The organism is Streptomyces sp. NPDC090032, from assembly GCF_044748025.1.
GTDB lineage: Bacteria > Actinomycetota > Actinomycetes > Streptomycetales > Streptomycetaceae > Streptomyces.
The window spans coordinates 336,883-350,912 of the sequence record NZ_JBIVFF010000009.1; the positions used below are offsets into that span (position 1 = coordinate 336,883).

A 14,030-nucleotide genomic window follows, 5' to 3' on the forward strand; every position below is an offset into this window, starting at 1 on the left:
GTCCTGGTACCCCCGCGAGTTGGAAGTAGGTCGAGATTGCGATGAGCACTCGATGAGCACGCGATGAGTACGCCCATGAAGTAGCGACGGTCCGGCGTAACCCGGACCTAAAAGGAGCGAAGTGGCTAAGGTCCGGGTATACGAACTCGCCAAGGAGTTCGGGGTGGAGAGCAAGGTCGTCATGGCCAAGCTCCAAGAACTCGGTGAATTTGTCCGTTCGGCGTCCTCGACGATCGAGGCGCCCGTAGTACGCAAGCTGACTGACGCCCTCCAGCAGGGCAGCGGCGGCGGCAAGCCCGCCGCACGCAAGGCTTCGCCCGCGAAGCCCTCGCCGGCCCGTCCGGCCCCGTCTCCGGCGCAGGCCGCCAAGCCTGCTGCTCCGCGCCCGCCGGCTCCCAAGCCTGCTGCCGCCGAGAAGCCCGCTGCCGCCGCCCCGGTCACCCCGGCCGCCGGTCAGCGTCCGACGCCCGGCCCGAAGCCGGCTCCGCGTCCCGCGGCTCCGGCCCCGGCCGCGCCCGAGTTCACGGCGCCGCCCGCGGCTCCGGTCGCTCCCGCTGCCCAGGCCCCCGCGGCCTCCCCGGCAGCCGGTCCGCGTCCGGGTGCCCGTCCCGGTGCCCCCAAGCCCGGTGGCGCCCGTCCGGCCGGTCCCGGCCAGGGTGCTCAGGGTCAGGGCCGTGGCGAGCGCGGCGACCGTGGCGACCGTCAGGGTGCTCCGCGCCCGGGTGGCCAGGGTCAGGGTCAGCGTCCCGGCGGTCGTCCCGCCGGCCCGCGTCCCGGTAACAACCCCTTCACGTCCGGCGGCTCCACCGGAATGGCGCGCCCGCAGGCGCCCCGTCCCGGCGGCGCCCCGCGTCCCGGTGGTGGCCAGGGTGGCCCCGGCGGCCCGCGCCCGCAGGGTGGCCCCGGTGGCGCCCCGCGTCCGCAGGGTGGTCAGGGCGGCGCCCGTCCGACCCCCGGTGGCATGCCCCGTCCGCAGGGCGGCGCCCCGCGTCCGGGCGGTGCCCCCGGTGGTAACCGTCCGAACCCGGGCATGATGCCGCAGCGTCCCGCCGCGGGCACTCCGCGTCCCGGTGGTGGCCCCGGCGGTGGCCGTGGTCCCGGCGGCGGCGGTCGCCCGGGTGGCGGCGGCGGTCGTCCCGGTGGCGGCGGCTTCGCCGGCCGTCCCGGTGGCGGTGGCGGCGGTTTCGCCGGCCGTCCGGCAGGTCCCGGTGGTGGCGGTGGCGGCTTCGCCGGTCGTCCCGGTGGTGGCGGCGGTTTCGCCGGTCGTCCCGGTGGTGGCCGTCCCGGCGGTCCCGGTGCCCGTGGTGGCACACAGGGTGCGTTCGGCCGTCCCGGCGGGCCCGCCCGTCGTGGCCGCAAGTCGAAGCGGCAGAGGCGCCAGGAGTACGAGGCCATGCAGGCCCCGTCGGTCGGCGGCGTCATGCTGCCTCGCGGCAACGGACAGTCCGTCCGTCTGTCGCGCGGTGCCTCCCTCACCGACTTCGCGGAGAAGATCAACGCCAACCCGGCGTCGCTCGTCGCCGTGATGATGAACCTCGGCGAGATGGTCACTGCCACGCAGTCCGTCTCCGACGAGACGCTGAAGCTCCTCGCGGATGAGATGAACTACATCCTCGAGATCGTCAGCCCCGAGGAGGAGGACCGCGAGCTGCTCGAGTCCTTCGACATCGAGTTCGGCGAGGACGAGGGTGGCGAGGAGTTCCTCGTCGCGCGTCCGCCGGTCGTGACCGTCATGGGTCACGTCGACCACGGTAAGACCCGACTGCTCGACACCATCCGCAAGACGAACGTCGTCGCGGGCGAGGCCGGCGGTATCACGCAGCACATCGGTGCGTACCAGGTCTCCACCGAGGTCAACGACGAAGAGCGTCGCATCACCTTCATCGACACCCCGGGTCACGAGGCGTTCACCGCCATGCGTGCCCGTGGTGCCAAGTCGACCGACATCGCGATCCTCGTGGTCGCGGCCAACGACGGCGTCATGCCGCAGACGATCGAGGCGCTCAACCACGCCAAGGCCGCCGGCGTCCCGATCGTCGTCGCGGTCAACAAGATCGACGTCGAGGGTGCCGACCCGACCAAGGTGCGCGGTCAGCTCACCGAGTTCGGTCTGGTGGCCGAGGAGTACGGCGGCGACACGATGTTCGTCGACATCTCCGCCAAGCAGGGTCTGAACATCGACTCCCTGCTGGAGGCCGTGGTCCTGACCGCGGACGCCTCGCTCGACCTGCGGGCCAACCCGGAGCAGGACGCGCAGGGTATTGCGATCGAGTCCCACCTCGACCGTGGCCGCGGTGCCGTCTCGACGGTCCTGGTCCAGCGCGGAACGCTGCGCATCGGCGACACGATGGTGGTCGGCGACGCGTACGGCCGTGTCCGGGCGATGCTCGACGACAACGGCAACAACGTCGAGGAAGCGGGTCCGTCGACCCCCGTCCTGGTCCTGGGTCTGACCAACGTCCCGGGTGCCGGCGACAACTTCCTGGTGGTCGACGAGGACCGTACGGCCCGTCAGATCGCCGAGAAGCGTGCCGCTCGCGAGCGCAACGCCAACTTCGCGCGGCGTGGCGTCCGGTTCTCCCTGGAGAACCTGGACGAGGCCCTCAAGGCCGGTCTGGTGCAGGAACTCAACCTCATCATCAAGGGCGACGCGTCCGGTTCGGTGGAGGCTCTCGAGTCCTCGCTGCTCCAGCTCGACGTCGGCGAAGAGGTCGACATCCGCGTCCTGCACCGCGGCGTGGGTGCCGTCACCGAGTCGGACATCGACCTGGCGACCGGCTCCGACGCGATCGTCATCGGCTTCAACGTCCGCGCTGCGGGCCGTGCGGCTCAGATGGCGGACCGCGAGGGCGTCGACGTCCGGTACTACTCGGTGATCTACCAGGCCATCGAGGAGATCGAGGCGGCCCTCAAGGGCATGCTCAAGCCGGAGTACGAAGAGGTCGAGCTCGGCACGGCGGAGATCCGCGAGATCTTCCGCTCGTCCAAGCTGGGCAACATCGCCGGTGTGCTCGTCCGGTCCGGCGAGGTCAAGCGCAACACCAAGGCGCGCCTGCTGCGCGATGGCAAGGTCATCGCGGAGAACCTCAACATCTCCGGTCTGCGTCGCTTCAAGGACGACGTCACTGAGATCCGCGAAGGCTTCGAGGGCGGTATCAACCTCGGAAACTTCAACGACATCAAGATCGACGACGTCATCGCGACGTACGAGATGCGCGAGAAGCCGCGCGCCTGATCCGCGCACGGTTGAAGGTCGGGGCCGGTCGGCGGGACGAAATCCCGTCGATCGGCCCCGGCCGTTGCGTGTACGGTTCGGGTGTCCCCGCCAAGTGGTCGGCGGGGCCACGAACCCGAACCGGCGGGACATCCGGACACACATGTATGTGGGGACCCTGTCCTTTGATCTGCTCCTCGGCGACGTTCACTCGCTGAAGGAGAAACGCTCCGTGATCCGCCCGATCGTCGCCGAACTCCAGCGCAAGTACGCGGTGAGTGCGGCGGAGACCGGGAACCAGGAACTGCACCGCAGGGCCGAGATCGGCCTGGCGCTGGTCTCCGGGGACACGGGGCACCTCACCGACGTACTGGACCGGTGCGAGCGTCTGATCGCCGCCCGTCCCGAGGTGGAGCTGCTCTCCGTTCGACGCAGGCTCCACGGCGACGAAGACTGACTTTAAGAGCAAGGCGAAGAAGGAGACGGCGCAGTGGCCGACAACGCGCGGGCGAAAAGGCTGGCGGACCTCATCCGAGAGGTGGTGGCCCAGAAGCTCCAGCGCGGGATCAAGGACCCGCGGCTCGGTACGCATGTGACCATCACGGACACCCGGGTGACGGGTGACCTGCGGGAGGCGACCGTCTTCTACACGGTCTACGGCGACGACGAGGAGCGTGCCGCGGCAGCGGCCGGCCTCGAGAGCGCAAAGGGTGTACTCCGTTCGGCGGTGGGCCAGGCGGCCGGTGTGAAGTTCACGCCGACCCTGGCCTTCGTGGCGGACGCCCTGCCGGACAACGCCCGGGCCATCGAGGACCTCCTCGACAAGGCCCGGATCTCGGACGCGAAGGTCCGGGAGGTGTCCGCCGGTGCCGATTTCGCCGGGGGCGCGGACCCGTACCGCAAGCCCGAGGACGAGGATGGCGCGGACGAGGACGGCGAAGCCTCGGAATGACGCAGAAGAACACCCCGACGCCCGACGGTCTTGTCATTGTCGACAAGCCGTCGGGCTTCACTTCGCACGACGTGGTGGCCAAGATGCGCGGGATTGCGAAGACCCGCCGCGTCGGCCACGCGGGCACGCTCGACCCCATGGCGACCGGTGTCCTGGTCCTCGGCGTGGAGCGGGCGACCAAGCTGCTCGGCCATCTCGCGCTGACGGAGAAGGAGTACCTCGGCACGATCCGGCTCGGCCAGAACACGCTGACCGACGACGCCGAGGGCGATCTCACGTCGTCCACGGACGCGTCCGGCGTGCGCCGCGACGCGATCGACGCCGGGGTCGCCAAGCTGACCGGCGCCATCATGCAGGTCCCGTCCAAGGTCAGCGCCATCAAGATCAACGGCGTGCGTTCCTACAAGCGGGCCCGCGAGGGCGAGGAGTTCGAGATCCCGGCGCGGCCGGTCACCGTCTCGTCCTTCACCGTCTACGACATAAGGGACGCGGTCGCGGAGGACGGAACCCCGGTCCTCGACCTGGTCGTCTCGGTGGTCTGCTCGTCCGGGACGTACATCCGGGCCCTCGCCAGGGACCTGGGCGCGGACCTGGGCGTCGGCGGTCACCTCACGGCGCTGCGGCGCACGCGGGTGGGCCCCTACAAGCTGGACTCAGCGCGCACCCTCGACCAGCTCCAGGAGGAGCTGACCGTGATGCCCGTCGCGGACGCCGCGACCGCAGCCTTCCCCCGCTGGGACGTGGACGCCAAGCGCGCCAAGCTGCTGCTCAACGGGGTCCGGCTGGAGGTGCCCGGGGAGTACGCGGGTGCCGGGCCCGTCGCCGTGTTCGACCCCGAGGGCGTGTTCCTCGCGCTCGTGGAGGAGTCGAAGGGCAAGGCGAAGAGCCTCGCCGTCTTCGGCTGATCTCTTCGCCGGCCCCCCCGCCGTGGAGCGGCGCGCAGTCAGCCGCGTGCCGCTCCACGATCCCCCTCTCCAAGGGTCTATCCATCACCCCCGATCTGTTCACCCCTTCGGGCGGGCGCTCGGAGTGAACCGAGGGAGTGGAAGGGGGCGCGTTCGCTCCGGCTCCTGTTCCGCTGATCACCGCGCGCCTACCGTCGGTCCTACGGGGCGTGGCGGGAGGTTCGACGATGGCGGGACGGGGCCCCCGGGCCGGGGACGCGGACACGACGGGTCCCGGGACCGGTCCGCCCCTCGTCCGTGTCTTCGATCTGGCAGGGCGCCCGCGCGGCGCCGGCTTCGTCGCCGACGACCACGGGACCGTCGTCACCAGCCATGAGGTCGTGGACGGACTCGGCCGCCTCGTGCTGCGCGCGCCCGGCGGGACCACCTGTGTCGTGGGAGCCGCCGACGTGATCCCGCTGCCCGAATCGGCCCTCGCGCTCATCCGCACCGACGGGACGGAAGGTCTCGGCCTGCGTCCCTTGCCGGTGGCCGTCCGGGGTCCGGCCGGGGCCGGAGCCTATGTACGGATCGCCGCCGGGGGCTGGCGCGAGGCGCGCATCCTCGGAGACGTCGATGTCACCTACACCGCGACCGACCGCCTCCATGTCGTCCCCGGAGCCATGGAGCTGGCCATCGGCACGGACGGCCGCGACGCGCTGCGGCTCGGGGGAGGGGCGGCCGGGGGGCCCGTCGTCGACGCCGCTTCGGGAGCCGTCCTCGCCGTTCTCGGGACCGCGCTCGCGGCCGGACACCGCACCGCCGGGTTCGCCGTGCCGCTGCGGGAGGCCGCCGCCACCGACCCGGACGGGCCGCTTGCCGCACTTCTCGCGCGAAACGCCGCCACCGTGCCGGTGTACGGGGACGAACTCAACCTGGCGGGCGTGCTCCAGCTGACGGCCACGTCGGTCGGGTCCGACGGACCGGGCGCGGTCCTCGACCCGGAGCCGGTCGAACGGCCCGAAGTGGCAAGGGAGTTCGCCGCGTTCGAGGCGGCCGACGCGGCGGTCCTCGCCCTCGTGGGAGCGCCGGGCAGCGGCCGCACGACGGAACTCGCCGCGTATGCCGCTCGGCGCGGGCGCGGTGCCCACCCCGCGCCCACCCTCTGGCTGCGCGGCGCGGACCTCCACGGGGACGACCTGAGCGTGGCGGACGCCGCCCGGCGGGCCCTGGTCAGGGCCGGGCGCATCGTCGCGGCGTCACTGCCCGGGGCCGTCCCCGGACAGGCCGGGGAGTCCGGCGGCGCCGGTGTCGGCGATGTGTCGCCGGAGCGGATCACGGCGCCCGCCCGCGCCGCCGGCCGACCCCTCGTGCTGCTGCTCGACGGGCCCGAGGAGATGCCGCCCGTCCTGGCGCACCGCCTTGCGGAGTGGACCGAGGGCACGGCGCGCTGGCTGCGGGACACCGGCGTGCGGCTCGTCGTGGCGTGCCGGGGGGAGTTCTGGGAGCGCGCGGGCGAGCTGTTCCCGGCCCGTGTGCTGTACGGGCGGACCGGGCGGCTGCCCGCCTGTGTCCCGCTGGGGGAGCTGACCGCTGACCAGGCCCGCCTCGCGCGGGAGCGGTACGGGCTGCCCGGGGAGGCGCTCGCCGGCCGTGACGCGCGGCATCCGCTCGCGCTGCGGCTCCTCGCCGAGGTGCGGGCCGCGCTGCCCGGGCCCGTGCCGGGCAGCGCCGACCGGGACGCCGTCTTCGCCGCGTATCTCGACCTCATGTGCCTGCGGGTGGCGGTGCGCCTCGCCGCCGTGAACGGGCTGCGCGGCACGGCCGTGCGCAGGCTCGCCGCCCGGGTGTCCGGGCAGGTCCACGAGGCGGCGCGGCGCTGCCTGGGCCCGGGGCAGGGCGAGCTGGACAGGGAGGCGTTCGAGGAGGTGTTCCCCTGGGGCGCGCTGCCGGGGGGCCGTGGTGGGGGTGTCACGGCGTGGGCCCCGGCGGTCCTCGCCGAAGGCGTACTCGTCCCCGCGGGACGTGGCTACCGGTTCGCGCACGAGGAGGTCGCCGACTGGATCCAGGGCATGCATCTGGACCTGGACGAGGCGCTGCGGGCGCTGGCGTACCGGGACGTCGGCAGATCCGTCGGCCGGGCCGCGCCCGCCGTGCCCGTGCCCCGGCACCGCGCGGGCCCCGTCGTCCAGGCCCTCCTGCTCGTCGAGCGGCAGCAGGGCCAGCTCCAACTCGGCGCTCATCTGGCCGAGTTGGCGCTGAAATCCCTCACGCCGGGCGACGGTGACGCCTCCTGGTGGGCGGCCCACCTCTTCGAGGAGGCGCTCCTGCGCGTCCCCGACGCTACTCCCTATCTGGGGGTGCTCGAACCCCTCGCCGACCGGGGACGCCTCGCCCCCTCGTTCTGGCGCCGCGTCCCCGTCACGGACGCCGACCGCCTCGGCCTCCTGCGCCGCCTCGTCGTGCACGATCCGCCGCCCGGGAGCCACGGCCGCCACCTGGACACCGTCGCCGACCTGCTGGCCGAGGACCCGGCCGGCGTCCAGGTCCTCCTCACCCGCTGGTTCGACGACGCGCGGCCGCTGCCCGCCCTGCCCGACGCGACCGTCGCCACCGCGGCCCAGGCGCTCCTGCACACGCACCGGCACCGCGCCCTCGACGACCTCACCGAGGCACTCGTCGACAGCCTGCACCCGCACGGCGACGAACTCCTCGCCGTGCTCGCCGACGAGGAGCCGTCCGCGCTGTGCCGCGCCGTCGACCGCTGGGCACACGACGAACGCCCCGCCCGCCGTGCGTCCGCCGTCACCTACGCCCTGCGGGTCGCCCCGCACGTCACCACCGACGCCGATCGCCGCCTGCTGCGCTACGCCGCGCTCGGGCTGCTCGCCCGCGCGACCGGCGGGGCCGTGGACGGCGCCGTGCGCGGGGCTCCGGGCGGCGCCGTACACGTGGCCACGCTGGGCGCCTCGCACAGCGCCACGCACGGCGCCGCGCTCGCCCTCCTCGTACGTGACCCGCAGACTCGCGGCACCTATCTGGCGCGGGCCCTGGAGCGGTTCGCTGACGGTGATCCGCTGGTGCCGGTGAGCGCGCTCGCCACCGCTCTCGCCACGCACCCGGAGCCCGTCGTCCGTGCCTTCCGGGACCGGGCGCGGGAGCCGGGCGGCGCGGCCGACGTGCTGGAGGCGCTCGCCGACGTGACGGCGCCCGCGCTCGCGCGGCGGGCGGCCGCCCTCGTCGAGGACCTCTCGGCGGACCGGCCCGACGCCGCTCAGGACATCGCCGCGTACGTCGACCGGTGCCTGGAGCACGGGCCGGCCGGGCGAGCTGTCCTCTTCCCCCTCGTCACGGGGCTGCTGCGGACCTGTCCGGCACCCGGACGGGCCGCGCTCGCGCCCGTCCTCGCCGCACCCGGCACCGGCGCCTCACGCGCCCTGCGCGGCGAACTCCTCGACGTGCTCCTCGCCCACGAGGACGACCCGGACGTGCTCGACGCCGTGCTGCGGACTGCCGTCCACAGCACGGAGGGAGCCGGTGTGCCCCGCACCCGCGACCTGGTGCGGCGCGCCGGGCAGCGGCTCGTCCGCACCCCGGAGGGCGCCGCACGCTTCGACCGCGGGCTCGTCGAGCTCGCGGACTCGGTACCCGGGTTCGCCGCCCTGCTCGTCCAGTGGCTGGCACAGGCGCCGCGCGAGTGGGCCGCGCTCGTCGGGCCGAGCGCCCGCCGGGTGATCGAGGGCCTGGCCGGGGTACGCGTACCCGCCTGACCTGCCCATGCCGGTACGCCGCCTCCCGATGCGGGGCGTGGGCGTTCGGCATGGCACTCTTAGACCTGCGTATTCGGCAAAGAGACGTAACGGTCGTACACAGGTTCGCGAGGAGCAATCACCGTGCAGCGCTGGCGTGGCTTGGAGGACATCCCCCAGGACTGGGGGCGCAGCGTCGTCACCATCGGCTCCTACGACGGCGTGCACCGCGGCCATCAGCTGATCATCGGCCGGGCCGTCGAACGGGCCCGTGAACTCGGTGTGCCCGCCGTCGTGGTCACCTTCGACCCGCACCCCAGCGAGGTCGTACGCCCCGGCAGCCACCCTCCGCTGCTCGCCCCGCACCACCGGCGCGCGGAGCTGATGGCCGACCTCGGCGTCGACGCCCTGCTGATCCTGCCGTTCACCACCGAGTTCTCGAAGCTGTCGCCGTCCGAGTTCGTCGCGAAGGTCCTGGTCGACAAGCTGCACGCGCGCCTCGTCGTCGAGGGACCGAACTTCCGTTTCGGCCACCGCGCGGCGGGCAATGTCGCCTTCCTCGCCGAGCAGGGGACGACGTACGACTTCGGGGTCGAGGTCGTCGATCTTTACGTGAGCGGCTCGGCGGGCGGCGGCGAGCCCTTCTCGTCCACGCTGACCCGGCGGCTCGTCGCCGAGGGCGACATGGAGGGCGCGCGCGAGATCCTCGGCCGCCCGCACCGCGTCGAGGGCGTGGTCGTGCGCGGCGCCCAGCGCGGCCGCGAGCTCGGCTTCCCGACCGCCAACGTCGAGACGCTCCCGCACACCGCGATCCCGGCGGACGGCGTCTACGCGGGCTGGCTGCACGTCGGGGACGAGGCGATGCCCGCCGCGATCTCCGTGGGCACCAACCCGCAGTTCGACGGCACCGAGCGCACCGTCGAGGCGTACGCCATCGACCGGGTGGGCCTCGACCTGTACGGCCTGCACGTGGCCGTGGACTTCCTCGCCTACGTGCGCGGGATGGCCAAGTTCGACTCGATCGACGCGCTGCTTGTCGCCATCGCGGATGACGTGAAGCGGTCCCGGGAATTGGTCGAGGCGTACGAGGGGGAGTGACCCGGGTTCGGGCTGAGGTCTCGGGGGCGTTGCCCCCGGACCTCCAGACCTCAAACGCCGGACGGGCTGGTTCGGCCGGACGGGCTTGATGCGGCCGACGCCCAATGGCACGCCACCTGGGTCGTGCTCGCGCCCGACAGCACCGGCAGGTCCTCCCCGCGGCAGCGGTCCGCGACGCCCGACCGCTCCGCCTCGCCCGACGCCAGGATCTGGCAGCGCGCGTGGAAGCGGCAGCCCGACGGGATGCGCGACGGGTCCGGCGGCTCGCCCGTGAGCACGACCGGATCACCCGGCGCCTCGGGCAGGACGGACAACAGGGCCTGTGTGTACGGGTGTTGAGGCGCCGTCAGGACCTCCTCCACCGTTCCCGTCTCCACGATCCGGCCCAGGTACATCACCGCGACCCGGTCCGCGATGTTCCAGGCGAGACCCAGGTCGTGCGTCACCACGAGGGCGGACAGGCCCAGCTCGTCGCGCAGCCTGAGCAACAGGGCGAGGATCTCGCCGCGTACCGACGCGTCGAGGGACGCCACGGGCTCGTCCGCGACGATCAGTTCGGGGTCGAGGACGAGCGCGCCCGCGATCACGACACGCTGCCGCTGGCCGCCGGACAGCTCGTGCGGGTAGCGCAGGAAGAAGCGCTCCGGAGGACGCAGTCCCGCGCGCGACAGGGCGTTCGCCACCGCCTCGCGTTCGTCGCCCGCGTACCCGTGGATGCGCAGCCCCTCGGCCACCGCGTCGTACACCGTGTGCCGCGGGTTCAGTGAGCCGCTGGGGTCCTGGAGGACCAGCTGTACTCGCTTGCGGTACGCCTTGAGGGCGCGCGAGGAGTAGTCGAGCGGCTTCCCGTCGAACGTGACCCGGCCGGACGTCGGAGGGACCAGGCCCAGCAGGGAGCGGGCGAGCGTCGTCTTGCCGCAGCCCGACTCGCCCACCAGCGCCACGATCTCGCCGGGCGCGATGTCGAGGTCGACGCCGTCCACGGCCCGTGCGGGGTCCGCGCCACGGCGTCCGGGGAAGGTGACGTGCAGCGCGCCGGCCGTGAGCAGGGGGGACGTACTGGTCATGCTGTGGTGCTCCTTGCCTCGGCGCCGGCGGCGTCGTCCGGATCGGTGGCGCCGCCCACGTGCACACAGGCCGCCCGCCGGGCCGCGCCCGCGTCCCGCAGCTCCTGGTCCTCGGTGATGCAGCTGTCGAGCGCCACCGCGCAGCGCGGGTGGAACGTGCAGCCCGTGGGCAGCGCCGACGGGTCGGGCGGGTCGCCGGGCAGAGCGCGCGGCGCGAACCGGGACGCGATGTCACCGATCCGCGGGAACGCCGCCGACAGGGCCTTCCCGTACGGGTGTTGCGCGTTCTCGTAGACCTCGGAGGCGGGGCCCTCCTCGACGACACGGCCCGCGTACATCACCGCGAGCCGGTCGCAGGTGTCCGAGAGGACCGCCAGGTCGTGGCTGATCATGATGAGGCCGAGGTCCTGCTCGGAGACGAGCTGCTCGATCAGGCGCAGGATCTGCGCCTGGATCATCACGTCGAGGGCCGTCGTCGGCTCGTCCGCGATGATCAGGCCCGGGTCGCAGGCGAGCGCCATCGCGATCATCACGCGCTGGCGCTGGCCGCCGGACAGCTCGTGCGGATACGCGTCCGCGCGGGCGGCGGGCAGACCGACGTGCTCCAGGAGCTCCGCGACCCTCTTCTTCGCACCCGCAGGTGTCGCCTTCTTGTGCAGCAGGATCGGCTCGGCGATCTGGTCGCCGATGCGGTGCACGGCGTTGAGCGAGTGCATCGCGCCCTGGAACACGATCGACGCACCGGCCCAGCGCACGGCCCTGACCTGGCCCCACTTCATCGTGAGGACGTCCTCGCCGTTCAGCAGGATCTCGCCGGAGACCTTCGTGCCGGCCGGCAGGAGACGCAGCAGCGCGAGGGCGAGCGTCGACTTGCCGCAGCCGGACTCGCCGGCGATGCCGAGCTTGTGGCCCGCGTCGACACTGAGGTTCACACCGCGCACGGCCCGCGCCCCGCCCGCGTACGTCACTTCGAGGTTTCTGACGTCGAGAAGGCTCACCTGGCCACCCCCAGCTTCGGATTGAGGACGGCTTCGATGGCACGGCCGCACAGTGTGAACGCGAGCGCGACCAGCGCGATGGCGAGTCCGGGCGGCGCGAGATACCACCAGTCGCCCGCGCTGACCGCGCCCGCCTCGCGCGCGTCCTGGAGCATGCCGCCCCACGACGTGATCGTCGGGTCGCCGAGGCCGAGGAAGGCGAGCGTGGCCTCGGTGAGGATCGCGCTGGAGATCACGAGCGTGGTCTGCGCGAGGACGAGCGGCATCACGTTCGGCAGGACGTGGCGCAGCATGATGTGCCCGTGCCCGCCGCCGAGCGCGCGGGCCCGTTCGATGTACGGCCGCGACTCCACGGCGAGCGTCTGGGCGCGGACCAGGCGGGCCGTCGTCGGCCACGTCGTCACGCCGATCGCCAGGATGACCGTCCAGATGGAGCGGGACATCACGGTGGCCAGCGCGATCGCGAGGACCAGCGTCGGCATCACCAGGAACCAGTCGGTGACCCGCATCAGGACCGTCGAGTACCAGCCACGGAAGTGACCGGCGACGATCCCGACGACCGTGCCGATCGCCACGCACAGGAACGCGGCCAGCAGACCCACGGTGAGGGACACGCGCGCACCCCACACCAGCAGGGCGAGCACGCTGCGGCCGAACTGGTCGGTGCCGAGGGGGAATTCACCGCTCGGAGCTTCGAGCGCGCCGCCGGGAGCGTCGGTGACGCTCTGCGAGTCCGCGCCGACGAGCAGGGGCGCGCAGATCGCGATGAGCGCGATGAGGATCAGCCCGGCGAGACCCCACAGCCCGCTCCGGTGGGTGCGGTACTCACGCCAGAAACGGGCGGCGGATCGGCGCTTGCGGGCGCGCGCCAGGGCCCGCGCGCTCTTCTCGGCCGGCGGCGGGAGCTGCGCGGTGTCGAGGTCGGTGTTCGTGTCGGCAGTCATCGGCCCACCCGGGGATCGAGCAGCGGATACAGCACGTCGGCGAGGGTGTTCGCCAGGATCACCGCGGTGGCGAAGACGAAGAACAGCCCTTGGACGAGCGGCAGGTCGGGCACGCTGAGTGCCGAGTAGAACAGGCCGCCGAGGCCGGGCCAGGAGAAGACCGTCTCGACGAGGATCTGCCCGGCCACGACGTGTCCGAGGTTCACGAACATCAGCGTGAACGTGGGCAGCATCGCGTTCGGGACGGCGTGCTTGCGGCGTACGACGTCGTCGCGTAGGCCCTTCGCGCGCGCCGTCGTCAGATAGTCGCTGCCCATCTCGTCGAGCAGCGAGGAGCGCATCACGAGCAGTGTCTGCGCGTAGCCGACCGCCACCAGCGTGATCACCGGCAGGACCAGATGGTGCGCGACGTCCATGACGTACGCGAACCCGCTCTCGCCGCCCGACTCCAGACCGCCCGTCGGGAACAGACCCGGGATCGGGCCGAGCCCCACCGAGAAGACGATGATGAGGAGCAGACCCAGCCAGAACGACGGGATCGAGTAGAGCGTGAGGGCGAACGCGGTGTTGAAGCGGTCGCTGCGCGATCCGTTGCGCCAGGCGGTGCGCGTGCCCAGCCAGATGCCGAGCGCGGTGTAGAGGACGTACGCCGTGCCGGTCAGCAGCAGCGTCGCCGGGAGCGCCTCGGTGATCTTGTCGATGACCGGGGCGTGGAACTGGTACGACGTGCCGAAGTCGCCGGTCAGCGCGTCACCGATGTAGTTGGTGAACTGCTGCCACATCGGCAGGTCGAGGCCGAACTGGTGGCGGAGCGTTTCGAGCTGCTGCGCCGAGACGCGGCGGCCGCCGGTCATCTGTTTCACCGGATCGCTCGGGATCAGGCGGAACAGGAAGAAGCTGGTGACCAGGACGGCGAAGAGCGACACGATCGCCCCCGCGATCTTGCCCGCCACGTACTGGAGATAGGCCTTGGTGTTGCGCGCCCGTGGACCGCGGGCCGCCGACGGCCCGGCGTGTGCCGGGCCGTCGGTGTCCGCACTCTGCACGAGCGCCGGAGTGCTCTCTGCTGTCATGTGGAACTCTCGTTACTCGTGCGGTACTTGCGACGCCTGCGGACGGACGTG

Annotated in this window: 10 protein-coding genes; 6 read left to right on the plus strand and 4 right to left on the minus strand. The window is 72.6% G+C overall.

All coding sequences use genetic code 11. The features are described from left to right. Nucleotides 1-121 precede the first annotated feature (121 nt). The 6 genes from infB to ACIPWY_RS24325 all read left to right on the plus strand — a co-directional run bounded on the left by infB (nucleotide 122) and on the right by ACIPWY_RS24325 (nucleotide 9,897). Complete coding sequence (gene infB / locus ACIPWY_RS24300) at nucleotides 122-3,235, plus strand: translation initiation factor IF-2 (protein ID WP_362908662.1); 3,114 nt, start codon at nucleotides 122-124, stop codon at nucleotides 3,233-3,235. Nucleotides 3,236-3,377: 142 nt separating this feature from the next. Continuing rightward, nucleotides 3,378-3,671 (plus strand): DUF503 domain-containing protein, encoded by a 294-nt coding sequence (locus ACIPWY_RS24305; RefSeq protein WP_362908661.1) that lies wholly within the window; start codon nucleotides 3,378-3,380, stop codon nucleotides 3,669-3,671. A gap of 33 nt (nucleotides 3,672-3,704) precedes the next feature. Next, nucleotides 3,705-4,166 carry a 30S ribosome-binding factor RbfA gene (gene rbfA / locus ACIPWY_RS24310; protein WP_362908659.1) on the plus strand — a complete coding sequence of 154 codons (462 nt, stop codon included), beginning with the start codon at nucleotides 3,705-3,707 and terminating at the stop codon, nucleotides 4,164-4,166. Then, on the plus strand, nucleotides 4,163-5,071 hold the full coding sequence (gene truB, locus ACIPWY_RS24315) for a tRNA pseudouridine(55) synthase TruB (RefSeq protein WP_227297573.1): 909 nt from the start codon (nucleotides 4,163-4,165) through the stop codon (nucleotides 5,069-5,071). Before rbfA ends, truB begins: the two co-directional genes overlap by 4 nt. A gap of 227 nt (nucleotides 5,072-5,298) precedes the next feature. Beyond that, nucleotides 5,299-8,820, plus strand: a complete 3,522-nt coding sequence (locus ACIPWY_RS24320) for a serine protease (RefSeq protein ID WP_401534918.1) — start codon at nucleotides 5,299-5,301, stop codon at nucleotides 8,818-8,820. A 123-nt stretch (nucleotides 8,821-8,943) separates the two neighbouring features. Then, nucleotides 8,944-9,897 carry a bifunctional riboflavin kinase/FAD synthetase gene (locus tag ACIPWY_RS24325; RefSeq protein ID WP_362908656.1) on the plus strand — a complete coding sequence of 318 codons (954 nt, stop codon included), beginning with the start codon at nucleotides 8,944-8,946 and terminating at the stop codon, nucleotides 9,895-9,897. 50 nt (nucleotides 9,898-9,947) lie between these two features. On the opposite strand, the gene ACIPWY_RS24330 is transcribed toward ACIPWY_RS24325, so the two are convergent. From ACIPWY_RS24330 to ACIPWY_RS24345, 4 genes are read right to left on the minus strand one after another with little or no spacing between them, the layout of a single operon-like run. Further along, entirely contained in the window at nucleotides 9,948-10,964 is a 1,017-nt protein-coding gene (locus tag ACIPWY_RS24330; RefSeq protein WP_362908655.1) for an ABC transporter ATP-binding protein, read from the minus strand. After that, nucleotides 10,961-11,962, minus strand: a complete 1,002-nt coding sequence (locus ACIPWY_RS24335; protein WP_401534923.1) for an ABC transporter ATP-binding protein — start codon at nucleotides 11,960-11,962, stop codon at nucleotides 10,961-10,963. Before ACIPWY_RS24335 ends, ACIPWY_RS24330 begins: the two co-directional genes overlap by 4 nt. Continuing rightward, the gene (locus ACIPWY_RS24340; protein ID WP_362908653.1) at nucleotides 11,959-12,906 is read right to left on the minus strand and encodes an ABC transporter permease; all 948 of its coding nucleotides are present in this window, start codon (nucleotides 12,904-12,906) and stop codon (nucleotides 11,959-11,961) included. The genes ACIPWY_RS24335 and ACIPWY_RS24340 overlap by 4 nt, the downstream gene beginning before the upstream one ends. Further along, a complete protein-coding gene (locus ACIPWY_RS24345; protein WP_362908652.1) occupies nucleotides 12,903-13,979 on the minus strand; it encodes an ABC transporter permease in 1,077 nt (358 codons plus the stop codon). The genes ACIPWY_RS24340 and ACIPWY_RS24345 overlap by 4 nt, the downstream gene beginning before the upstream one ends. Between the last annotated feature and the right edge of the window lie 51 nt (nucleotides 13,980-14,030).

What these genes read in the sequence shown, in the direction of transcription:
- ACIPWY_RS24305 (WP_362908661.1), top strand. Translation starts at nt 3,378, where the DNA reads ATGTATGTGGGGACCCTGTCCTTTGATCTGCTCCTCGGCGACGTTCAC.
- truB (WP_227297573.1), top strand. Translation starts at nt 4,163, where the DNA reads ATGACGCAGAAGAACACCCCGACGCCCGACGGTCTTGTCATTGTCGAC.
- ACIPWY_RS24320 (WP_401534918.1), top strand. Translation starts at nt 5,299, where the DNA reads ATGGCGGGACGGGGCCCCCGGGCCGGGGACGCGGACACGACGGGTCCC.
- ACIPWY_RS24330 (WP_362908655.1), bottom strand. Translation starts at nt 10,964, where the DNA reads ATGACCAGTACGTCCCCCCTGCTCACGGCCGGCGCGCTGCACGTCACC.
- ACIPWY_RS24340 (WP_362908653.1), bottom strand. Translation starts at nt 12,906, where the DNA reads ATGACTGCCGACACGAACACCGACCTCGACACCGCGCAGCTCCCGCCG.
- ACIPWY_RS24345 (WP_362908652.1), bottom strand. Translation starts at nt 13,979, where the DNA reads ATGACAGCAGAGAGCACTCCGGCGCTCGTGCAGAGTGCGGACACCGAC.